The following is a 22,378-nucleotide window of genomic DNA, read 5'->3' as shown; positions in this document are numbered from 1 at the left end:
ACAATTAATCACCAAGTCGAAGAACGCATGGAGCTGACGGCGCTTGTCACGTACATGATCACGCTTGCCGCGCTGACGTTGGCACCTGGCCCCCTTGTTGCCGTGCTGGCCGCTCGGTCCGCCAGCAGAGATCGGCGTGGGGCCTGCGCCATCGCGATCGGTATCTGTTCCGGTGACATTCTTGTTATTTTGACGATCTGCGCCGGGCTGGGCTACTGGCTACAGGCGCATCCCGAGGTACTCACCTTCGCCAAATATGCAGGCGTCGGATTTTTGCTATGGATGGCGGTCCGCATGTGGTTTCAATCGGAGGTAACGACGGATCATTCGCTGCCGGTCGCCGGAAGCGCGGCTTCGTTTCTAACGGGTTTGGCTATCTGCCTCGGCAGCCCGCAGACCGTGGTGATGTATCTCATTCTTCTGCCGCGCGTCGCTGACTTGACCATGGTCCGATTGCAGGATGCGATCTTTTTGATCTTTGCCACTTTTGGCACGCTGTTCGGAGTCTTCCTGCTGATTATCTTGCTGGCTGAAACAATGCAAAGAGTACTGTATTCTTCCAACGCCGCGTGTCTGTGGGCGCGAGGCATGTCTCTCACTGTCGCGCTGTCGGCGCTCTGGATTTTCTTGGCGTGAGTTCGGTATATGTAGGGTCCCTGATTATCAGAAGAGCTATAGAAGTTTTCCTCGGTCGTCAGCGAGAGAGCTTCAAAAGCAGATTATTCGGGAGCAGAGACATGGACATTAAGCTGCATCAACAAGCGACCACGACACCGTAAATTCGTGCCGAGATCCAGGCAGTACCCGCCAGCCTAGATACTTAACGACCACGCACGAAGATGCTTAGTTCATCAATTTGGACTTCAAGATCATTATGCTTACGGTAGACTTCATGGTGTTTTCAAGCTTTAGACCCCATATCTCTTAACCGACTACAAGCACAGCATCTCGTGATTTGTGACCGATATTCGGTTTGCGTCTTGGGGATCCCATAGGCGATGTAGATCAGCTTCCGCATCGCCGCCCCAAGGCCCCATCTTGCTTTTGCCATTGTCGGTCAATCGACGATAGAGTGCCGAGATGTCAGAATTCTGGCTCAAGCCTACCGCTACCGCCAAACGCAGCCTCTGACGCAGCTTCGGATTATCAGCTTTCGAAAGACGGAGCCGCCCACGCATGGAACTCCACGGTTCCAAAAGATGAGCACAAGATCCGCAAAGGCAGCAGCCTGTCGGACACTTGAGAAGACCAAGGCCAGTATCCGTGCCAAGGTCGAGCACCTATTTCATGTCATCAAGAACCTCTTCGGCTACCGGAAGGTTCGCTACAAAGGGCTGGCCAAGAACCAGGCGCAGCTGTTTAGCCTGTTTGGGTTGGCCAATCTGGTGTTGGCTGGACGATGTCCGGAATTTACTGACGGAGTCAGTGTGTCTTGAATCCGGCCTGGCAGCCGGGTAACCCGGCTGCTGGACGGCCTGAATGATGACGTTCGTAGTGGCCGTCCACGTTCGATTTCCGACGACGTGGTTCAGGAAGTCATTGATCGGGTCCGCCAGGAAAAGCCTGAGGATGCCAGCCACTGGAGCACGCGCTCCATGAGCGACGTGACAGGTATTTCCCCGGCCAGTGTGCACCGGATATGGCGAGCCTTCGGCCTCAAGCCCCACATGGAGAAGACGTTCAAGCTGTCTACCGATCCAGCCTTCGTCGACAAGGTGCATGACTTCGTCGGTCTCTACATGGATCCCCCTGACCGGGCGATCGTCCTGTCGGTTGATGAGAAGAGCCAGATCCAGGCACTTAACCGCACCCAGCCAGGGTTACCATTGACCTTTGGACAACCCGAGACCCGCACCCACGACTATAAGCGTCATGGCACGACCTCGTTGTTTGCTGCACTGGACATTGCGACAGGTGAAGTCATTGGTCGCCTCAAGCGGCGGCACCGCAGTGCGGAGTTTCTTGAGTTCCTCAATGCCATCGACCGGTCAGTGCCAGCGGGTCTCGATATCCACCTCATCCTGGACAACTATGGGACACACAAGACTGATAAGGTGAAGGCTTGGTTGGCGGAGAGGTCGCGCTATCATGTTCATTTCACGCCAACGTCAGCCTCCTGGTTGAATCTGGTAGAGCGATTCTTTTCCACGATCAGCGAGAGGTGGATCAAGCGTCAGGCGCACACCAGCGTGAAAGACTTGGAGGATTCCATCCGTCACTACCTGACGGTTTATAACGAGAACCCCAAGCCTTTCCAATGGCGGAAAACTGCTGACGAGATAGTGGCGTCGGTGAGTCGAGCAGCATCAGCGCTTGATCGACGCACCGACAAGCCAGATTAATCATGCGGACTTAAGATTCTCCACACTAACGATGAAGAGCCTGAAATAGCGCTTCTGGCCGGATTGAGGACTTAATGCTATACTTTTTTCGAAAGTTGACGACCCAGCGCTGACTTGAAAGTAAATACAGAAGGCACATTAAGCGGTATTAGGATGTTTGTCATTTCTTAGGATGAGTCAACGCAACGCAAGGGGAGCTGCCATGAATGAAAACGACATTCTTATTAATGAAATCAATGAGACGCTGTTTACTAGATTGCCTGTTTCGTCCGGCAATGCTAGCGGCGCATTTTCCTGCGTTGACTATCCTGGGGATGCATCACAGCGATTAACTCTTTACGTCGACGAAAATACATTGATTCTTGAGGAAGATAAACTATGCGGTAATTGGGCGACCACTCCTGGAAATGCCTGCCAAGACCGCGAGCGTAGATACCGCCTTCCAAGAGATAAAATTTCCATGGTTCTCGGCTACAAATGTTCAAATGGTAGAATAATCATGCAAGTTGAGTTTGGCCTTAGCGAGGCAATGACAAAAGTATATCCATTGAAACGTGGCGAAAAGTGCGGAATCAATGACGAAGGTGAGAAAGTAAGAGTTCACAATAAGGATTTCTCAAGAGTTGTTGAGGTTGATGTTGAGATCGATAGTATCCCCGCGCCTACTAACTTATACCCTGTGGTTAAATCTATTCGACTACATCCCGGCGAGTTTCAAGAACTTGGCTGTAGCGAGAAAAATCAAGCATCGAGAACCTTCAAGATTATCGATGCTCGCTTTGTTTGAAGGAAACCCTAAAAAATCACTCAAGAACGGACGGGGTAGAGCCCACTGTTTGACTTGTATCTTGTATCTTGTATCTTGTATCTTGTATCTTGTATCTTGTATCTTGTATCTTGTATCTTGTATCTTGTATTTAGGTATAAATACATCGTATGAGAAATATCCCCAAAATATTTAACAAACTCAGCCACTGCTTAATGAAAAGGACTTTGAAGGATGGCCCTAAGGGTAAGCCGGACGATGTTTCCCAGTACGCTGGGGAGAGGGCTTTATATTGTGTAAATGTCATGAGCATATGAAGATCGCTAAGGACATGTAGTTTTCTCAAGTATAGTTTAACCAGTGGCGGGAATTTGGGTTGATTCCTTCGGACACATTACTTTGCTTAAATTTTCAAATTTATCTGTTCGGTGTTTTGGTCAAAAACATAGCCTTTATTTAGGTTGTCTAGGGGGATGTGTACATACTTCATGCTCATTGGTCTAGATGCATTTTGTCGGCTAAAACATAGATGTCTGCTAAATTTTTCTAGTGCCAGTGTATAACATTGACACGCGCCATTTTATTCTAAAGATTAAACGATTTACCCAGCAAGTAGCATAATGATCTTACGCAATCATCTGGTAATTTATTATTATTTTTCTAATCCTTTATTGATTTTTACTTAATGATGTGCTGGTCTTTGGATAATAAGATAACTTGAGCTAATTTGAAGAAGTAGCTACTTTGATATAACGCAATATAAACAATATGGAGGTTAAGACATGGAAACTACATGTAAATTCGAAGGGTTAGAATATTCAGAAGGTTCTGAGGTTTGTCAGCTTGAGCGTGTCATGAGATGTGAAAATGGCTTGTGGAAAGATACAGGAAGAGACTGTTATACGGGTAGGGAAAAAATAGAAGAGATGCTTTATGGAATGCCCGTGATAATGGGAGGCGATGATCATATCATAGCTTTTAAGAAAGATATGGGTATTGAAAAAAGTATAAACCTAGAAGGTGTTATGCCAACTAGACAGCTTACAGTATATGCTGAATTTTTGTCAATAAGAAGAGTTGTTCCTTGGATTTTTTTTAGTGGAGCAGAAAGCGAAGGAGGAGTGTGTGCCGGTAATCTGCGCCAATACCAAATTGTTCAAGATAATTTGATTAGTATTGGAGATAGGGTTTATTGTAATGGATACAACTCTAGTTCGTATAAAATCATAGTATATAGAGCCTGAGTTATTAACCTTTGTTTTTGATGTTTTTGATGTTTTTGATGTTTTTATGCGCTTGCCGACGAGGCGCTGGAATATGCCATATACGACAGCCAGGCCATGCGAGATTTCATCGGTATCAACCTGGCCATTGAGAGTGTGCGCGGATGCCACCGCGCAGCTGCGTTTCCGCTATCTCCTGGAAAAGCATGCCCTGACCCAGCGGATCTTCGAGGAGATTGACCCCAGCTTGGCTGAGCAGGGCCCGTTCATGCGCGGGGGCACTGTCATCTACGCCACCATCGTAGCGGACGCTACCTCCCCCAAGAACAAGGCCAAGCAGCGCGATCTGGAGATGAAGCAGATCAAGAAGGGCAACCAGTGGTGCTTCGGCATGAACGCCCATAGCGGCGTCGATGCCGTCACCGGCCTGACCCACAGTGTCGCTGCCACCTCGACCAACGTCGCCGATGTCACCATTCCAGGCCATCTGGCCCGGTACGAGGACGAGCGGGTATACGGCGACGCGGCTACACTGGAATGTGCAAGCACCTGGGAGAAGAGCAGGGTGACCCGGGGCCTCTGGTGGACCCCGAAGTCTCAAGCCGCAGGGTTTTCAAGAGCCAGAGCCATTTCATTGGCCAAATTTATTGGCAGGCTCCTCGACCGAACGATCGGTACGACGATTTGACCGCCGTATGGGCACTGGTTTCGCCTGAGCCTCTTGGCGAAGCTCCGACATGGCCTGGCGGATAATAGATACCGCACCCTGAAGGGCCAGCATGGCCATCACGCTTGCGACCACGATGTCTGGCCAGCCCGTTCCCGTACCGAACACGCCAAGGGCGGCGGCAAGTACTGCGAAATTGGCAAGGACGTCGTTGCGTGAGCAGATCCAGACCGAGCGCATGTTCGCATCGCCGTCCCGCCAGGCATATAGAAGGATCAAGCAGGTAGCGTTTGCCACGAGCGCGGCGATCCCGACCATCCCCATCGTGGTCCAAGCTGGTACTGTTCCGTGCAGTGAGTGCCAGATGACGCTGCCGATCACCCAGAGACCGAAGAGACACATCGACCCCCCCTTGACCAAGGCCGCACCGGCACGCCAGCGCACACCCATTCCGAGAACGAAGAGGCTGATCCCGTAGTTCGCAGCGTCGGCGAAGAAGTCTAACGCATCAGCCTGTAGCGCGGCCGAACCGGCAGCCAGACCCGCAACGATCTCGACTAGGAACATGAACGCGTTGATCGCCAGAACGACCCACAAGACCAGCCGATAGCGGCCGGTCGCCGCAACGCTGGAGGAGCACGTATCATCAGAGCAGCATGGCATGGTTCGATCTCTCATCGGTCTGTATCACACCTGTATAGTGTCTATAGTTACTATAGGGTCAACCATGAGGAGTTATGACGTGCAGATCGGAGATCTCGCCCGCGCGGCCGGGACAAAGGTGGTCACCATCCGTTATTACGAAAAAATCGGGTTACTGCGGGAGCCAGAAAGGAGCGCAGGAAACTACCGTAGCTACTCTCCCGACGCCTTGGATCGACTGCGCTTCATTCGGCGCTGTCGGGAGCTGGGCTTCTCCCTCGATCAGATCCGCGACCTCCTTGCGCTTTCCTCGGACACTGAGCAGTCCTGCGCCGAGGTGGATGAGATCGTTGCTGTGCATCTCGCGGAGGTCGAGAAAAAGATCGTGGACTTGCAGGCCTTGGCGGAACAACTGCGCAGCATATCGGCTTCCTGCACCGGCGGAGGCACGATTTCGAACTGCCGGATCATCGATGCCATATCGCCGGACTGACTCATGTCCGCATGTCAACTAGATGTTTCGCAGGGCTTGCTACGTCTTTTCGGTCTTGCCGAGTTCGAGCACCAGTTTCATGTCCTCGAGAATCTCTTAGGCTACCGGAAGTTGCGCTACAAGGGGCTGGCCAAGAACCAGGCGTAGCTGTTCAGCCTGTTTGGGCTGGCTAATCTGGTATTGGCGGGCCACGGCCATTCTGACGGGGGCAGTGTGTCTTGAATCTGGCCTGGCGGCCGGATAATCCGGCTAAAAGGCAAAAATGCCACCTGAGGTGGTCAGCAAGTGATCGCTGACACGGTGCTTGAGCCTCGCTGATCGCTTGAGGCACCCGTGCTGAATTGTACAGCGGTTCCTTAGATGAACAGCAAATCGCCTTCTTGCGCTAAAATACATGATACTCGATGGAGTAGCTGCCCTATGCCTTGCCATGACCGCTATGGTTTGCCTCTCTCGACAAGCTCCGATTTCGCGGCCGAACAGTACCAGACGGGCCTCGATCTCCTCCTCTCGCTCTGGCCGGGGGCAGCACAAACATTGGAGGAGGCGATCACCGCTGATCCGTCCTTTGCCTTGGCGTATGCGGGGCGCGCACGCCTTCATGCCATTCAAGCCGAATCTGCGGAGGCGCTTTCTAGAATCGCTACCGCCGAGGAACTCGTCGCCCGGCATGGGACCGAGAGGGAGCGGAGTCACGTTGGCGTCCTGTCTCTCGCGATCAACGGCAAGGCCGCCAGGGCACTCGACGGCGCGCTTGCGCACGCCGACTGCTGGCCACGGGACATTTTGATCTTGTCGCTGCCCCTTGGAGCCTTTGGTCTCTTTGCGTTTTCCGGCATGGCGGATCATGACCAGGCACGGGTGGATCTCTGCGAGCGTCACGCTCGACACTTCGAGGCCGATGACTGGTGGTTCCTGACCTACCGGGGCTGGGCCCATGGCGAGAATGGCAACGTGACGCTCGGCCGGGAGCTGACGCAGCGTGCCCTGGAGGTACGTCACAACAATGTGAATGCAGCCCATGCATTCGCCCATGTGCTCCATGAGTCCGGAGCCAGCGATGAGGCCGAGGCGCATATCACCGACTGGTTGCCGGGATACGACCGAAGCGGAATTCTGCATGGCCATATCGCCTGGCACGGTGCGCTGGTTGCGCTGGAGAAAGGCGATGCAGAGCGGGCGTTGGCTATCTACGGGGAGCATGTCGCGCCTTCCGCCTCGACGGGGGTGCCGATCAACGTGGTCAGTGACACCTCGTCGTTCCTGTGGCGTCTCCAGGCCTATGACCATGCCGCCCCGGCGGGACTATGGGATGAGGCGGCGTCGTATGCGTCCAATTACTTCCGTCAGGCCGGCTTCCCCTTCGCCGATTTCCATATGGCACTTATCGCAGCGGCGACCGGCGACTTTAGCGCGCTGGAGAGCCGTGTGGCGGGGCTGACCGATCTGGTCGAGACCGGATCACTCCCCGCCGGGCCTGTAGTGCCTGCGATCTGCCGAGCCGCCCGGGCCTTCGCCGAGGAGGACTACGCCGGCTGCGCGCGCCTGCTGGAACCCATGGCAAGCGAGGTCGTGCGGATTGGCGGCAGCGGCGCCCAGCGGGAGATCGTCGAAGATACCCTGCTCGTGTCGCTGATGCGCAGCGGCGAGGCGGACAAGGCACGGGCCCTGCTCGACAAGCGATTGCACCGCCGGCCTTCGACGCGCGATATGCGCTGGCGCAATTCCCTCGTGTCCGGATAGGCCTTCGCCGCAGGCGTTCCCTGTTTGCCTGAGTCGCGCCGAGTATTGCATTCGCGTCTGCAAGGCTCGGCCATCTCAGCTCGATAGCTCAGAGAGAATATGCAGATGGCATCACTAATCGAGGTGCTGATGGCCACGGCAGGCAAGGCCTCATTGAGGACATCAGCGACATGAACTCGAGCATGGCTCTGTGGATGCGCACCCTGATGCAAAGGCCTGCTGGTAGCTAATCAACAAGCCTGGGGGGACACAAGATACCATCTACAACAGCCAGGGGATGAGCGACTTCGTGGGCATCGACCTGTCTGTCGAGAGCGTGCCGGATGCGACCACGCTGTTGCGCTTCCGCCACCTGCTGGAGAAGCATGCCCTGACCCAGTGGATCTTCGAGGCAATCAACGCCCACTTGGCTGAGCCACCATCGTGGCGGCCGCGCCCTCCACCAAGAACCAGACCAAGCAATGCGACCCGGAGATGAAGCAGACCAAGAATGGCAACCAGTACTATTTCGGCATGAAGGCCCATTTCGGTGTCGATGCGGCCACCGGACTGACTCACAGTCTCGTCGCTACCTCGGCCAACGTAGTCGATGTCACCATGGATGGTCATCCGGTACGGGGGTGACGATGAAGGGGAGTGCTACCTTTGCATGTGGAGGTGCCTGGGCGAAGTGAAGGCCACCGAGATTTCCGGTGCTGTGTCGCGGTTAGGTTTTGTTCGAAAAGTGGGATGTACTAATTTTCCCTATGTCGCAGCTGCATAGGTGACATTAGCAAATTAGGATTTCTGACAAAGCCTAGTAGATAGTCTATCCGGGTACCAGGCTAGATTCATGCCACACTGGCCCGTCAGCATGGATCTGGCATCGCCCAGACAGCACCAGATTGGTCGGGAAAACAGGCTGAATAGTTGTGTCTGGTTCGCTATAAGGTGAAATGCACTCTGAGGACACCAGGATTTTCGGATATAAACCAAGGGACTTACCAGACGTTCTTGAGAAAGTTAATCCAGTTGCGACCGGTGATCTTCTCTACCTGGCCATCGCTTAGATCGCGGCGCTCCAATTCCTCAACTAAATTTGGATAGCAACTAGCGTTCTTGAAATCAGGAAGCAACGGAATACCGCCTAGGTCCACCAATTTACGACCATTACCCTTGTCCATAGCGATCCAATCGAAAAAGCCCTGACCATGACCTTGGGTGAGGTCAGTGCCTATGCCAACTTGATCTTCGCCCACTACATTGCGCACATGCAAGATTGCGTCGACATAATCGACAATGGTGGCATCATAGCCGGCACGCAGAAAGGGTGGAATGCCGGCGACGCCGACAAATCCGTCACGTTCGGCGATATAGTGTAGCTGTTCATCCGACTTGTTGCGCGAATGAGGACTTAACTCATGCGGGCATATGTGTGTATAGGCGACGGGCTTTTTCGAGGCATCGATCGCCTCGCGTGCCGTCTGGTCTGAAACGTGGCTGAGATCGACTAGAATCCCTTGCTCGTTCATCTCCCAAATGAGATGACGGCCGTAATCAGTCAGGCCAAGATCGCGTGATTCATAGCAGCCTGAGCCTACCGAGTTGGCGGTATTATAGGTCAGCTGTACGACACGGATACCGAGTTCTCGGAATAGGGCGACCGAGTCGATGTAATCGCCAAAGCCAGAAGAATTCTGCCAACCTAAGATGATCCCGACCTTGCCGGTTTCATATGCCGTCCAAATGTCGTCCACATCATACACCTGCATTAAAATATCGCTATTCTCTAGTAACATTCGTTTCCAAGACGCAATATTTTTAATGGTTGCATCAATATCTTCCCAGATGCAGCAGGTGCAGTTCGCGGCAGTGACACCGCCAGCATGCATGTCCTCGAAAATCTTGCGATCCCAATGACCAACTACGAGCCCATCAAATACTATCGGTTTCATGGGGCTATCCCTTTTAGGTTATCTTTATGAACATTTTTAGCAATATTCAATCTTTCTAAGCTTTCTTGGTACAAAATATTTTATAGCCAAGAGTACTAGAAAAACCGAAGGGGGTTAAATCAATTATCAATTAACGTAGCATAAGTGCTTGGCATATATGAAGTGGTCACCTATCCTCTGGACTATATGAAAGGTTGTAGAAGCTCCGTTCGGTTGGTCATCTGGATCAACCGCAGCTGTACGGCCCTCTAGCGCTTCGAATAGCGCAAAGGGCCACGACTATTTTTGCGTTATCACACCCTGATGCTCAACGATCTGCTCGCGCCACTGCGGCGTGAAGGAGCACATTGATCCCGGCGCTGAAGTCCTCTGGTTCGCAGCTCTCAAGGTTATTATGGGTAATACCGTCGCGGCAAGGCGCAAAAATCATAGCTGTCGGGCACACGGTGGCGAGGAAGTAGGCGTCGTGACCAGCTTGAGACTGGATGTCCCGCCAGTCAAAGCCCATGCGCTCAGCTTCAGTGTGAAGTACATCAATCATGTCGTGATCGAAAATATCACCGCCCCAGAACCATTCGTCCTCGATATCTGCCTTACAGCCAGCAATAGCGGCGCACTCGAATACGGCCCGACGCATCTTCTCCGCCATGACCCTTGTCGTGACCGGATCCGGATGACGGACATCGCAAATCGCCTGGGCATAGTCAGAGAGGATGCCTGGTTTGTTCGGCCAGGCTGCGAGCCGTGCACCGGTCGCTTTGCCATCGCCTACCGAGAAATCCCAGCCGATTTCGTCGACAGCAGTCAGCCACCGTGCCCCCGCGATGAGGGCATTTTTTCGAAGGTCCATCGGCGTTGGTCCAGTATGAGCCGTCTCGCCAGAAAACTTAACGCGCATGCCAACGCTTGGATAGCTCGAGATTACGATTCCCACCTGGCGATGTTCGGCATCGAGAATAGGGCCCTGCTCGATATGCAGTTCGTAGTAGGCATCGGGAGGGGTGCCTGGACAGCGCTGCTCTCCCCGGTAACCGATGCGCTCTAACTCGTCGCCAAACCGCGCACCATCGTCGGCAATCAGGTCATGCACCCAAGAAACTTGATGTTTTCCGGCAAAACAACCCGAAGCGACCATCGGTGGGGAGAATCGCGCGCCTTCCTCATTTGTCCAATTCACTATGACGATTGCCCGACGCGTCTCGTATCCGTTGTCGTTAAGAGTGCGCACTATCTCAAGCCCTGCAAGCACGCCAGCGATTCCGTCGAAGCGGCCGCCGTTAATCTGAGTGTCGAGATGACTTCCTATAAAAATAGGTGGAAGATCTGGCTCGCTGCCCTCACGCCTGGCGAACATGTTGCCTACCTCGTCGATGACAATTCGTAGTCCAGCATCCGTGCACCATCGCTCGAAGAGGGAGCGCATCTCTCGATCCTCGTCGGTCAGGGTTAGCCGGGACATACCTCCGGGTCGACCTGGACCAATAAGCGCAGAGGCTTCTATGGTACTCCAGAAGCGGTCAAGATTGATTCGAACATCCTGATTGAGCTGCATACTGGCCTCTTTCTAGTCTTGTTTCTTTTCGTTGGTATTCTTCATCTAACTACAGACTGGAACAGTCGTTTTGTCCCGCCGGTTTTGTCACCGGTCCTAAGAAGCTACTTGATCGTACTGGCAATGGACCATAGCTCAACGTCAGCTGGTAATATACAAGGTAGTACAGAATACAGAATCAAGTTGGCTTTGTAATTTATGATTATAACAAATAAAGTTCACCAAATGTGGACACCAGTCTACGAGATCATTTTGGCCTCGAAGGCTTTGTGCTCGTCACCCCGATGGCATTGCGGCAACGCTGCCGGCTGAAACCTAGGTCATCCTCCTCTAACAACTGTCTCCTTACGGGCGCCGATGTCTCAAGTAGCTCGTCGTAGATGGCCTCGTTTTCTAGGCCTTGGAACAGACTCTTGCCTATACGATGACTCTGTTAGAGTAGAGGTCAATCAGCGTGAAGCGATGAGTGGGCCAACGCGATTTATGGTCTTAAGCAGGGCCTCTATGTCGTTGGCTGTTGCGTCGTTGTTCAGCTGACTTTAATGGAGCTGTTACACAAAAGAGGCCAGAGCAATTTCGTATTTAATGAATTTAATGAAGTTGAATGGTGCCTATGGTTAGTAGAATACTGATTCTAATAGGAAAATTGTCTAACAATTTTTCTCGTGAGTGTTTGTTGAGTTAAGACGGGATTACAGCCGTAGACAAATTGTTTTTTAGTTCATCATAGAATAACCTAAGATAGTTATGTACCAAGATATTCCATCCATGACTTGTTCAGGTGTGAGGGTTAATGAAGATTCTTTAAAATATGTATTTAAAACAACAAGTTGTTATTGTTGGCATGTATTGTGCTCCTAACCTCACACTTGATGACGGGTGTGGCGACTGGCGAGAAAGCTTGCGTTGAACTACGATTCATAAAGTATTTTCATGAGTTATAAACTGAGGTAGTTAGTTGCTATGATTTAGGAATTTTATAATTTTTGAGAATAAAGGTTTTGAGGTAATTTCAGAAAGCGATTGGCATTACTTAGCTTTAAATATTGAGTATGACATAATGTTGTGCCTTTGATTAAACTTGGGTATAAACATTTTTAAAGTTAGCTAAATGAGGGTAAATAAAAATGAATCGTGCAATCAAACTCACCACAATGGCTGCGCTAATTCTTCCCATGTCGCAAGCTATGGGGACTGAGCTGAGTATGATATCAAGTTATGACTTGACAGCCGCGTACACTCGAGAAGTCGCTCAGCGTTACATCGACAAGGTAGAAGAAGCCAGTGAGGGAAATATTACCATCGCACTTGATGGTCCTGGAGTCGTGCCTCCCTTCGAGCAACTGCAACCAGTCTCTGCCGGCGTATATGATCTACTTTACACCCATGGTGCGTACCACACAGATACTACTGGCGTAGGTGCTGCTATGGATGCTGTTTTTGTTGATCCAGACAAGACGCGTGAATCTGGACTCTGGGAATTTATAGACGAACATTATAACGAACTCGGACTGAAGCTGTTGGCTGTTCCGCCACTTGGTAGCAGCGGTTTCCAATATGTTCTAAAGGAACCAATAGAAGGAACCCCTGGTCTTGAGGGTCTCAGAGTGCGGGGTAGTCCGACGTATACCAATGCAACGGAGGGTCTCGGAGGAACACCAGTATTAATGTCGAGTGGAGACGTTTATTCTGCAATGGACCGTGGTGTTATCGACGGAGCTGCTTGGGGGCTCAATGGGGTAGAAGATATGAGCTGGGACGAAGTTGCAGGCTACTTCACCAAGCCAACATTCGGTCAAACATATACTTACATCTTTATGAATCTCAACGCTTTTGAAGCCTTGAACGAAGATGAGAAAGAAATACTGATAACTCAAGGAAGTGAATTGGAAAATGAAACCGCAGGCATTCTCGATGAGCTTGCCCAAGAGGAATGGCAGTCATTGAAAGACAAGGGTATGCAGGAAACACATTTTCAGGAGAGTGACGCAGAACAGCTCGACACTCTCGTGACAGAAGGTATTTGGCAGTTGGGGTTAGGCAAGTCTCCTGAAGCGGTGAAGACGATGCGCGAAATAGCCATAAAAAACGAAATGACTGCAATCTTAGACTAGGAATTCTTATGCAAAACCCGATAGCAAGCCTTCACGATAATATCACGCGATTCGGGTTCTACTTTGGCGGTGCCACGTTGGTTGGCATCGTCATTTGTTTTTGGATTGAAGTAGTTTCCCGATATTTTTTCAACTCTCCCACTCTCTGGTCCAACGCTCTTGTCGCGTACTTCCTTTGTATATCTGTCAGCCTAGCTATGCCCGAACTCGCCCGAACGCACGGGCACATTGCCATCACTATCTTATCTGAGAAGCTGCCACCAGTTGCACGAGTAAAATATGACCGCTTCCTGGTTATGATAGCTGGAATAGTATGTCTGATTACTGTTTGGATCGTTGTTGACGAGACTCTTCGCCAAATTGGAAGTGGCACTACAACAGCCATGGGGATAAATGTGCCTAAATACTGGTTATCAAGTTTTATTTGCTACGCCTTCATAAATACTTCATTCCACTTTCTGCGACATGCTTTCTTCCCCGCACCTGCTGTTGACAAAAATAATACCTAAGAAAAGGAGGCCTAGGCAATGGAATGGTACACTACTTTGGGTATTGCTATCTTCATGTTGATGGTTCTTTTCGCCATGGGGGTCCCGATATTTGTGGCGTTTTTGACCATTAACGTTGTAGGTATCCTATGGTTGATGGGCCCTGCTGGATTCGGACTTTTTGCCAATAGCATCTACAGTACTCTTACCTCACAGACCCTAACTACTATTGCACTCTTTGTGCTGATGGGGGAGCTGTTGTTTCGTTCGGGCTCAATAGATGTTATTTTCGACTCATTAGATACATTGATGGGTCAGGTAAAGGGTCGCCTGTATTACTTTGTGGTTGCCCTATCCACACTGTTTGGTGCACTATCGGGATCAGCTCTGGCCGTCACCGCCATGCTCAGCCGCTCAGCTTTACCAACTATGCAAGAGAGGGGTTACGATGACCGATTGTCAATTGGTCTGATCTTGGGCGGAGCTAGTCTTGCGCCTATAATTCCTCCCAGTTTGTTAGTCGTCATCATAGGCTCAATGATAGATGTTTCTATCGCTCGATTATTGATCGCGGGTATTATCCCCGGAATTCTCTTTGCAGGATTATTTCTCATTTACGTAATGGTAAGAATGAAATTGAATCCCTCTTTAGCACCCGTTAAGGATGAGGGCGGTGGAGGTACAATCCGCGAGCGAGCTAAAGCCTTGCTCAACATGGCACCATTCAGCATCATCATCTTCTCAGTACTTGGTCTAATTTTGCTTGGAGTGGCTACCCCGTCAGAGTCAGCAGCCACAGGTGTGCTCGGCGCTATACTCGTTTCCTTTTACTATCGTCGTTTTACCATGGAGATGGTGAGAGAAGCTGTTCTTTCATCTTTGGCAATTAGCTGCATGATTATTACAATTCTAGCATGCTCGAAACTGTTTAGTCAGCTACTCTCTTTCTCCGGCGTCACGACGGGTTTGGTCGAAGCAGCAACTAATTTAAATTTTGAGCCTACGTGGATGCTACTACTTCTGATGTTGATTCCTCTATTTGCCTGTATGTTTATTGATCAAATCGCTTTTATGATGGTGGTTATTCCTATTTATGCGCCATTAGTAAAGGTCTATGGCTTTGATCCAATCTGGTTTTGGACACTTTTTCTCATTATAATTTCGGTTGGTAGTTTGACACCTCCGTTTGGCTATAATCTGTTCGCAGTTAAAGGAGGGGCTCCATCAGTACCTATGCAGACAATCTATGCCGCAGGCTGGCCAATAGTCTTTTGCTTCCTTTTTGGCATGCTTGTGTTGTTCTGGTTTCCGTGGTTAGTAACTTACCTGCCGAGTTTCATATAACTATTTCCCAAAGGATATTTTTATGTATTCTATAGCCTCAATGCCTAAGCCAGTTGATGAAAAATTAAAAGAAATACTCTCGAGTTGCGAGACTGCTACTATAGGTCATTTTCGAGAATCCGGATTCATTGATCCAAATATTCGCTCTGTACTTTCAAAGACACGTATTGTCGGTACTGCTATCACCTTGTCACTACCTCCCACCGATGGCACGCTTCTCAACCATGCAATGCGGCTGGTCAGACCGGGAGATGTTCTTATCATCGACCGTCAAGGCGATAAACGGCATGCTTGCTGGGGAGGAGTTTTAACTCATGTCGCAAAGGAATTGGGCCTTGCCGGCGTGGTAATTGACGGTATGGCCACCGACGCTGAATCCATTCGCAAGCTTTCCTTCCCCGTTTGGAGCCGGGGTGTATCCGCTTTAACCACCAAGCTATCTGGTCAAGGAGGCTCTATGAATGTGCCAATCAGCGTAGGTGACGTGGTCGTTCAGCCGGGAGACGCCATACTTGCCGATGAAAGTGGTGTTCTGGTTCTGTCTTGTGATGAGATCGAAACTGTTGCCGTTCATGCAATCGAGCTTCAGGAAGAAGAAGAAGAGGTTCTTTCTCGGTTATCTCAGGGGGAGTGCCTTCCCGATATTAGTGGTGCTACTTCACTCATCGAGCGCGTCAACCGTCAAACTTAAAAGCAGGATCTATCAGGGAGTATTGAATAAAAAAACTTGGTCTTCAAGTGTGATTTTCACTTTCTTAAGGAAATGCGGCATAATTCCGTCTCTCCAGCTACCTTGTGGCTGGCCACGGAGGATAAATGAATTGTTCGTCACTACCTGGCACGATCTGCCGTGAAGAAGATCTAGGTCGCTTAGGCAGAGCACCAGCACAAGAAGACGATCACCGGCCGTGAAGGTTTCTTGTGCCAGAAGAAGGCCCTAGATACCATCTACAACAGCCAGACGATGCGCAACCTGGCTGTCGAGAGCGTGCCGGACGCGACCATGCTGCTGCGTTTCCGCCACCTGCTGGAGATGCATGCCCAGGACCAGCGGCTCTTCGAGGAGATCAATGCCCAGTTGGCCGAGAAGGGGCTGTTCATGCGCGAGGGCACCATCGTCGACGCCACCATCGTGGCGGTCGCACCTTCCACCAAGAACAAGGCCAAGCAGCGTGATCGGGAGATGAAGCAGACCAAATAAGCGGAACCAGTGGTACTTCGGCCTGAAGGCCCATATCGGCGTCGATTCGGCCACTGGACTGACTCACAGTGTTGTTACGACCTCGGCCAATGTGGCCGATGTCACCATGGCAAGCTACCCGGTAGGGACTGACGACGAGCTGGGATACGGCGATGCGGCTATACTGGAACGTGGAAGAACTTGGGAGAAGGGAAGGATGCCCCTGACTCTCGTGTTGGCAGATAGGGTGCGAAGCATAACAATAGAAGCGAAGATAATATCAATGTACTGCCAAATACAACATTAGCTTGGTCTTCAACAAGGAAAGCCAACATGAGCGCGAAAGACGAGGTTCGTAAAGCATCAGAAGATTTCTACGTGGCATTGAATCGCATGGCGAATGGAGATGCCAGTTCTTTGGCGGATATATGGTCTCATAGCGCGGAGGTGACGGCCATGCATCCGGTTGGCGGTCGGCACGTTGGTTGGGATGCGATCAGGGAATCGTTTGAGCAAGTATCCCACCTCGCTTCAGGCGGCAATATTGAGCTTCACGATCAACTGATCCAGGTCGCTGGGGATGTGGTCTATGAAGTAGGTGTCGAGCGGGGAGAGCTTACAATGGGCGGGCATCAGACCAGCATCGATCACCGCGTCACGAACCTCTATCAGCAAGAAGCCGGAACCTGGAAGATGATTCATCATCACACTGATACTTCTCCAGCGATGCTGGAGGTTCTCAGCCAATTGCAAGCCGGGGAATCGTGAGCAGGCAAGCAGCAAACCGGCGAAGGTGTCGGTACGCTCGTCTCCCTTTGCAGAGTTACATCGTGTATGAGCTAGCGGTGTGGCTCCCGAAGGGAAAACGGACTCTAAATAAATAAGGTAAGCCCCCAGTTATGGCGGAGGATGTTTACTTCCATTAATCCGGAGATGGTGGTTGGCCATGAGGCTACTTTTATTCATCTTAGTTGCAGTTTTCCTGAATCCGGCGTCAGCCATTGCCCAATCCTATTGCAACGGTTCGACCCAACGTGATGCTAACATCTGCGCCAAGCAAAAATGGGAAATCGCTGACCAGAAATTAAATCAGCTTTGGAATGAAGTGAAAGCATTGTCGGACGCTCGTGGAACCGGCCAGGTGCTTCTGGACGAGCAACGTGCATGGCTGAAGCGACGCGACGCGTACTGTGAGCGGGAATTGAATGCAGGCGGGAGTGCCGATCACATGTTCTACTGGTCTTGTATGGAAGAACAGACATTGCAGCGCATTCAAGTGCTGCGCGCCTTACAGTAGGTGGCAACACAGTCCCCCCAGCGTCACTGCCTGATGTCAGGCTCTTTGCTGTTGATTGTGAAATTTGCCCCAGGCGTTGAGCCACGATCGAGCCTCTTGTCCATGAGGTAGTTATATCCTATGCCCCGCCTAGAAAGCGAATTCTACACCTGGCGAAGAATAGCTAGAAAGATCATTGGCACTGAGGTCACTCCAGACCGATGGCGTAGATCACCCCGTTGAGCGCAAGCGACATGAGGATCGAAGCTACAAACAGGATCGGAAGGAATGCCAGGGAGGCCATGACCATGCGTCCTGCGCTCCAAGCCAATCGACGAGAGATTTCAATCCACGCCAACGGAGACAGGAACATCAAGACGAACCAGCCAACGAAGTTCAGTAACGGGATCTCATAGTAAAGGTTCGCCGGCGCGAACCAAACCCAATATCCCGCAGCAACCGCAATGGGGTCGATGAAGAGGTCAAGTAGCACTGCAATGATGGCAGAGACAAGCGGCACTTGCCATCTCAGGTGAGGCGCCGTCAAAACGTCCTCGGTGTTTCGTGCCAGGATGCCTTCGGCAACCAGCAGGCAGGTTCCGCAAACGGCCATCCAGCCGAAGAAGATATAAGTGAACACCCAGAGTTGTGACTGCCCAGGATACTCGTAGTTGCTCACCATGAAAGACGAGATGAAGTCCATGGTCGCTGGAAAAATGCCAGCGACGACGATGAACACCAACGTTCTTGCCAGGCCGAATCGCCATAAGAAGAAGGCGAGCACTAGTAAACTCAACGCAATGCCGGTGATGAGGAATCGGTAAAAGTCGGGAGTCATTGCGAAGTCCAGCGCAATCGCCAGATGTACAGGGCAGGGGCAGGGAATGTCCAGATGACGAGCCAAAGCAGGTCAATAGACTGAGCTGCGATACCTTCACCGAGCCAACCTAAGACGATGAGGCCATAGAATGCAATTGGTATCCAGCGTCCTGGAGCACGCTGGCGTTTTATTAAACTGTTCATGTTCCTAAACTTAGCAGGAAGATGACTTTTTGGAAACGCTGCACAAATTCCGCCAGTGCTGCCTGCCAGCCATCGGCGGGGTAGGATCTGACCTGTCCATCACCCGATGACAAAGCCACCCGATGAAGCAGATCTCGTTCGCCCAGCCTGAGCACCCGAACAAGAATAAGGTCACCCGCCATGCTCCGCCAGAACGGCGCTGAAGGCCGTGATGGCGGCCTTGCCATGCCCCGGTATGGCGATGATGATCGGCTCCTGATGACGCTGCATGTCGAGGAACTCCGTGACATAGCGTTGACCCCGTCGTGAGGCCGTTTCTTCCACGCCGACAGCAGTCACGTCCGTCAGGTCCAACTTGCCAAGCATGCGGACCACGTCACGATGCGCCACAGGCGCTTGTCAGAGATCTCCAGCTGCCGGGCGGGAGGCGACCAGCACCGGCATTACTTTGACGAGCGACATGGCCGCCTGATCGAACAGCAAGGTGAAGTCGCTGCCAGGCCGCGTCCAGGGCACCTCGATGCGCTTGACGCCATGCTCGGGGCACTTGGTGCGGGACACCCGGGCGTGCAGGTAACAGTGGTGCTGGAAGAAGTTCAGATGCCGTCCAGGTCTTGTCTGAAAAGTCGTGGTCCGGGCAGGCTTTGCCCCACTCAGGGCAAGGTAACTTCTCTCGGCCTCGAGAGAGGTTGAGGCGGTGGTGAGACACAGAGACGTATCCAGGTGCTGGTCCTTGAGAATCCATGGAGCTTTCAGGCCAAGGCCGGGGGGCAGAATCTGGATGCCGTCGGTGTCGTACCTCTTGCCTATGTGGAGGTCATACCTTGGACCAGTCAGTGGGGGGGATTCTATACCCAGCGATAAATAAGCTAAAACATTCAAGGTGAATCGAAGGGCTACTTCCTATACTAAGGAAGCGGCAATTGCCGCGTTTGCGACCAGGAGATTTCTGATGAAGACTTTTCTGTTGGCTAGCGCACTCATGCTAGGCATATCCGGCTTCGCTGTCGCCCAAGAAGCACCGAAATTTTTCAGTGAAACCTATCCCTCGCACGGCCTCCAATCGGCGCTCGAAGCGAGAAGCGCCCTCCAAAGTGAGGAGGCGGTTCTCGATGCCAAGACACGGGAGCTAATTAGTCTCGCCGTCGCCGCCCAGATTCCATGCTCGTATTGCTCCTATGCTCATACCGAGAGGGCTCGGGCTGAGGGAGCGACTGATGAGGAAATCCGTGAAGCAGTGGCGGCGGCCGCGCAAGTGAGGCACTGGAGCACGGTTTTGAACGGCATGCAGTATGACCTAGAGGCGTTTAAGAGCGAATTCGATGAGATGTTCGGCACGACCGAGTAATCAAATCTATTGGCGCCGGTATATCCCACCGGCGCTATTTTTTTACGCAAGAGTCGAAGTCCTCACCCAACGCGAAGAACCATTATTGATCACATGCTAAACCACTAAGCACGATATCATTCACTCGTTCGCCCCCAAGTCCCGAGATTCGTTGAAGTTGTTCAGGATGATCCCAAGGGCGACCATCGATAATGGCTTGAGCCCTTAATGGGCCTATGTGTGGTAAAACTTGTAGTGTCTCGAGTCTGCTGGTGTTCAGGTCCACACAGTCCACTGGATCATTAGCAGCAGGTAGTGAGTTGTAGATATTGATAGGCCCGAACGGTGTCAAAGCTATCTCTGCATTACCGAGAGAAAGATAAATGGGAGCGTGATCCGATACAACTTCTCTTGCCCTCATATGGTCGATGTTAAAGAGTCCAGGGAATTCGATAACCCCTCGTTCAGAGACCTGGAGTCTGCCCCTGATTTTCCACATATTATCGTAAAGATTGGTATAATGACCGTCTGAGAGACTCAGTGTCGTGGAACCTTGAGTTATGGCAGGAATCGCGCCATGAGTGCGTAAGGGATCCCAAGCGTCATGGTGAGGGTGAAGGTTGAAGTCACCCATTAACAAGCGTGGTGTATTCGGATAAGTTTCACCAAGCCATTCCCAGTAGTCAGCAAGCGCGGTGATCTCTGGGATCCTGTCGGTGACGCTGCTACCGTAAACCACATGGATGTTAGCCACGACAAAATCTTGTCTGCTGCGTAAGCTACGAAATTTAGCCGAGTAGGGCTCACGGGCGAAGGTGTCATCACCATCAAAAAACACCACAGCGCCGTCGACGTACTCGACGGCGCTATCGCGCCACAGAAAGGCATAGTGCTCGCGATATGAGGAGCGACCAACGGCGTTACTCGCGATAGATGACCAAGGCTCGTCAGAGATCGATTCAACCTTTTTTTCTAGGCGTTCCAAGGCCGCCACATTCATCAACTCCTGGATTGCTAGAAAATCAAAGTGGTTTGCGACATGAGCAACCTTGTCGAAGCGCTTGTTGTTGTTCCAACCAAGGTTCTGTATGTTCCATGAGCCAATCACAATGTCAGAGAGAGCGGGGGATGGGTGTAGTGCGATTACTGAAAGTAAGATGCAGGAAAAGAATGTTTTATTAATTTTGCGTAGAAGGTGGCTGCTCATTTTTTTTGCCTTTTTGTATTACGCATCATGAAGATCACCAGCAAGCTCTTCGACTATTGCTACAATGCTGTCGTCTCGCGATACCGATGCGTTACTTGAGACCCACGTCCACGTGCACCACACCCTGGCGACCAACGACAAACAGCAAGTCATACGGTCACTGATGGCTTGGCAAGGCTACCCAGAGGCGCTGGTTCGCCCGACCTGTCTGTGGGCCGATACCAGCTATTTGAGTGCCGCCAATGTCCAGTCCTGCGATGACGTCGGCATCGACCCACTACTCACGATGAAGCGCTACGTCCACCACCTCCCGCTCTTCGAGCGTTTCGTGGCTGACCCACCCGGATCGGCGAGTGAGGATCCTGTCGAGGAAATGGCATACCTCGTAAAGACTCATGTGGGCCGAGCGCTTTATGCGCTGCGCATCCTTCGGTGGTGCTGGTCTTCGGATCAACAAGACCGTGATGGGGTTGCGGCAGGTCTGACTACGCTCCCGGAGAATGTCAGTGGTGAGTCGCGTATGGGCCACTATGCCGTTGTATATCAAACGGCTGCACCCTCTGATGACGGCTAGGGTTGCCTCCCTGGAGAGCACGCCATGTTTTCGAACATGGGCTATAGCATCCCTTACCGTTGATATATCGTCGTTTAATCTAGTGTAGTAGATGCCCTTCAGGAGAACATCTGACCCATGAGGCCTATGGTGCCACCGGCATAGCGTCCTCAGGGCTCCTTCACTGAGAAGAGTCAGCCCTCCACCCCATCCTGTACCTGCTCGATCCCGCTCCTAAGTCCTTCCTGTGTCATCACCACCCCCGCTGATCAAAATTTTCCTAAAAAATCATTACGCAAGTCGAATACAGCTTGATTAGGCTGTAATGTGAATGTATGTATCTGCCTGATGCTGCTACGTCTCAAAATGGCGACACACCGGGCTTTCACGCTAGGGAAGGCGTCAGCACGCGTCTGGATTCCCTAGCGGTAGCGTGCCTGCTCATATGGCAGGTGATGGTTTCAATCCATACGTACCAAGAGAAGGGCGCTAGAAGGTCCGAAA

General features: G+C 51.6%; 20 protein-coding genes and 6 pseudogenes. 19 read left to right on the top strand and 7 right to left on the bottom strand.

Annotated features, from left to right (window positions below; all coding sequences use genetic code 11):
• The first annotated feature begins 27 nt into the window (after positions 1–27).
• The 6 genes and pseudogenes from M8009_RS18610 to M8009_RS18585 form a co-directional block, all read left to right on the top strand.
• On the top strand, positions 28–636 hold the full coding sequence (locus M8009_RS18610; RefSeq protein ID WP_250063936.1) for a LysE family translocator: 609 nt from the start codon (positions 28–30) through the stop codon (positions 634–636).
• A gap of 602 nt (positions 637–1,238) precedes the next feature.
• A pseudogene (locus M8009_RS18605) lies at positions 1,239–1,436 on the top strand (transposase); the annotation flags it as partial.
• A 30-nt stretch (positions 1,437–1,466) separates the two neighbouring features.
• Positions 1,467–2,342 (top strand): annotated as a pseudogene (locus M8009_RS18600) (IS630 family transposase); the annotation flags it as partial.
• A 202-nt stretch (positions 2,343–2,544) separates the two neighbouring features.
• Positions 2,545–3,129: a hypothetical protein gene (locus M8009_RS18595; RefSeq protein ID WP_250063934.1), complete on the top strand. Its 585-nt coding sequence runs from the start codon at positions 2,545–2,547 to the stop codon at positions 3,127–3,129.
• Between the two features lie 761 nt (positions 3,130–3,890).
• Entirely contained in the window at positions 3,891–4,352 is a 462-nt protein-coding gene (locus M8009_RS18590; RefSeq protein WP_250063932.1) for a hypothetical protein, read from the top strand.
• Between the two features lie 42 nt (positions 4,353–4,394).
• Positions 4,395–4,904, top strand: a pseudogene (locus M8009_RS18585) (IS5 family transposase); the annotation flags it as partial.
• 58 nt (positions 4,905–4,962) lie between these two features.
• Here the strand turns inward: M8009_RS18585 and M8009_RS18580 are convergent.
• Positions 4,963–5,676, bottom strand: a complete 714-nt coding sequence (locus M8009_RS18580; protein ID WP_250063930.1) for a cation efflux transmembrane domain-containing protein — start codon at positions 5,674–5,676, stop codon at positions 4,963–4,965.
• 64 nt (positions 5,677–5,740) lie between these two features.
• Between M8009_RS18580 and M8009_RS18575 the strand changes: the two genes are divergently transcribed.
• From M8009_RS18575 to M8009_RS18560, 4 genes and pseudogenes are all read left to right on the top strand, one after another.
• Positions 5,741–6,133 carry a MerR family transcriptional regulator gene (locus tag M8009_RS18575; protein WP_250063928.1) on the top strand — a complete coding sequence of 131 codons (393 nt, stop codon included), beginning with the start codon at positions 5,741–5,743 and terminating at the stop codon, positions 6,131–6,133.
• Positions 6,134–6,190: 57 nt separating this feature from the next.
• Positions 6,191–6,355, top strand: a pseudogene (locus M8009_RS18570) (IS5/IS1182 family transposase); the annotation flags it as partial.
• Between the two features lie 198 nt (positions 6,356–6,553).
• On the top strand, positions 6,554–7,876 hold the full coding sequence (locus M8009_RS18565; protein ID WP_250063926.1) for a tetratricopeptide repeat protein: 1,323 nt from the start codon (positions 6,554–6,556) through the stop codon (positions 7,874–7,876).
• 244 nt (positions 7,877–8,120) lie between these two features.
• A pseudogene (locus tag M8009_RS18560) lies at positions 8,121–8,473 on the top strand (transposase); the annotation flags it as partial.
• A gap of 383 nt (positions 8,474–8,856) precedes the next feature.
• Here M8009_RS18560 and M8009_RS18555 read toward each other — a convergent pair.
• Positions 8,857–9,810: a dipeptidase gene (locus M8009_RS18555; RefSeq protein WP_250063924.1), complete on the bottom strand. Its 954-nt coding sequence runs from the start codon at positions 9,808–9,810 to the stop codon at positions 8,857–8,859.
• A 307-nt stretch (positions 9,811–10,117) separates the two neighbouring features.
• On the bottom strand, positions 10,118–11,362 hold the full coding sequence (locus tag M8009_RS18550; protein ID WP_250063922.1) for a Zn-dependent hydrolase: 1,245 nt from the start codon (positions 11,360–11,362) through the stop codon (positions 10,118–10,120).
• A 1,127-nt stretch (positions 11,363–12,489) separates the two neighbouring features.
• On the opposite strand from M8009_RS18550, the gene dctP reads away from it, so the two are divergent.
• The 7 genes and pseudogenes from dctP (at position 12,490) to M8009_RS18520 (ending at position 17,785) form a co-directional block, all read left to right on the top strand.
• On the top strand, positions 12,490–13,476 hold the full coding sequence (gene dctP, locus M8009_RS18545) for a TRAP transporter substrate-binding protein DctP (RefSeq protein ID WP_250063919.1): 987 nt from the start codon (positions 12,490–12,492) through the stop codon (positions 13,474–13,476).
• Between the two features lie 8 nt (positions 13,477–13,484).
• Entirely contained in the window at positions 13,485–13,985 is a 501-nt protein-coding gene (locus tag M8009_RS19385) for a TRAP transporter small permease (RefSeq protein ID WP_430886933.1), read from the top strand.
• Between the two features lie 18 nt (positions 13,986–14,003).
• Positions 14,004–15,308 carry a TRAP transporter large permease gene (locus tag M8009_RS18540; RefSeq protein ID WP_250063917.1) on the top strand — a complete coding sequence of 435 codons (1,305 nt, stop codon included), beginning with the start codon at positions 14,004–14,006 and terminating at the stop codon, positions 15,306–15,308.
• A gap of 22 nt (positions 15,309–15,330) precedes the next feature.
• Positions 15,331–15,999: an RraA family protein gene (locus M8009_RS18535; protein WP_250063915.1), complete on the top strand. Its 669-nt coding sequence runs from the start codon at positions 15,331–15,333 to the stop codon at positions 15,997–15,999.
• A 249-nt stretch (positions 16,000–16,248) separates the two neighbouring features.
• Positions 16,249–16,722 (top strand): annotated as a pseudogene (locus M8009_RS18530) (IS5 family transposase); the annotation flags it as partial.
• A 99-nt stretch (positions 16,723–16,821) separates the two neighbouring features.
• A complete protein-coding gene (locus tag M8009_RS18525) occupies positions 16,822–17,256 on the top strand; it encodes a YybH family protein (RefSeq protein ID WP_250063913.1) in 435 nt (144 codons plus the stop codon).
• A gap of 178 nt (positions 17,257–17,434) precedes the next feature.
• Positions 17,435–17,785, top strand: coding sequence for a lysozyme inhibitor LprI family protein (locus M8009_RS18520; RefSeq protein ID WP_250063911.1), 351 nt, complete (start codon positions 17,435–17,437; stop codon positions 17,783–17,785).
• 187 nt (positions 17,786–17,972) lie between these two features.
• On the opposite strand, the gene M8009_RS18515 is transcribed toward M8009_RS18520, so the two are convergent.
• From M8009_RS18515 to M8009_RS19380, 3 genes are all read right to left on the bottom strand, one after another.
• Complete coding sequence (locus M8009_RS18515) at positions 17,973–18,602, bottom strand: carotenoid biosynthesis protein (RefSeq protein WP_250063910.1); 630 nt, start codon at positions 18,600–18,602, stop codon at positions 17,973–17,975.
• 356 nt (positions 18,603–18,958) lie between these two features.
• On the bottom strand, positions 18,959–19,153 hold the full coding sequence (locus M8009_RS18510) for a transposase (RefSeq protein WP_250063907.1): 195 nt from the start codon (positions 19,151–19,153) through the stop codon (positions 18,959–18,961).
• A gap of 33 nt (positions 19,154–19,186) precedes the next feature.
• Entirely contained in the window at positions 19,187–19,669 is a 483-nt protein-coding gene (locus tag M8009_RS19380; protein ID WP_430886932.1) for a transposase family protein, read from the bottom strand.
• A gap of 70 nt (positions 19,670–19,739) precedes the next feature.
• On the opposite strand from M8009_RS19380, the gene M8009_RS18500 reads away from it, so the two are divergent.
• Complete coding sequence (locus M8009_RS18500) at positions 19,740–20,135, top strand: carboxymuconolactone decarboxylase family protein (protein ID WP_250063903.1); 396 nt, start codon at positions 19,740–19,742, stop codon at positions 20,133–20,135.
• 82 nt (positions 20,136–20,217) lie between these two features.
• On the opposite strand, the gene M8009_RS18495 is transcribed toward M8009_RS18500, so the two are convergent.
• Positions 20,218–21,321, bottom strand: coding sequence for a helix-hairpin-helix domain-containing protein (locus tag M8009_RS18495; protein ID WP_250063901.1), 1,104 nt, complete (start codon positions 21,319–21,321; stop codon positions 20,218–20,220).
• A gap of 112 nt (positions 21,322–21,433) precedes the next feature.
• On the opposite strand from M8009_RS18495, the gene M8009_RS18490 reads away from it, so the two are divergent.
• Positions 21,434–21,895, top strand: coding sequence for a hypothetical protein (locus M8009_RS18490; RefSeq protein ID WP_250063899.1), 462 nt, complete (start codon positions 21,434–21,436; stop codon positions 21,893–21,895).
• Positions 21,896–22,378 lie beyond the last annotated feature (483 nt).

This window comes from Halomonas gemina, assembly GCF_023554995.1.
Classification (GTDB): domain Bacteria; phylum Pseudomonadota; class Gammaproteobacteria; order Pseudomonadales; family Halomonadaceae; genus Halomonas; species Halomonas gemina.
Note: the sequence above shows the minus strand (reverse complement) of the source record. Positions and strands in the feature narration are given on the sequence as shown.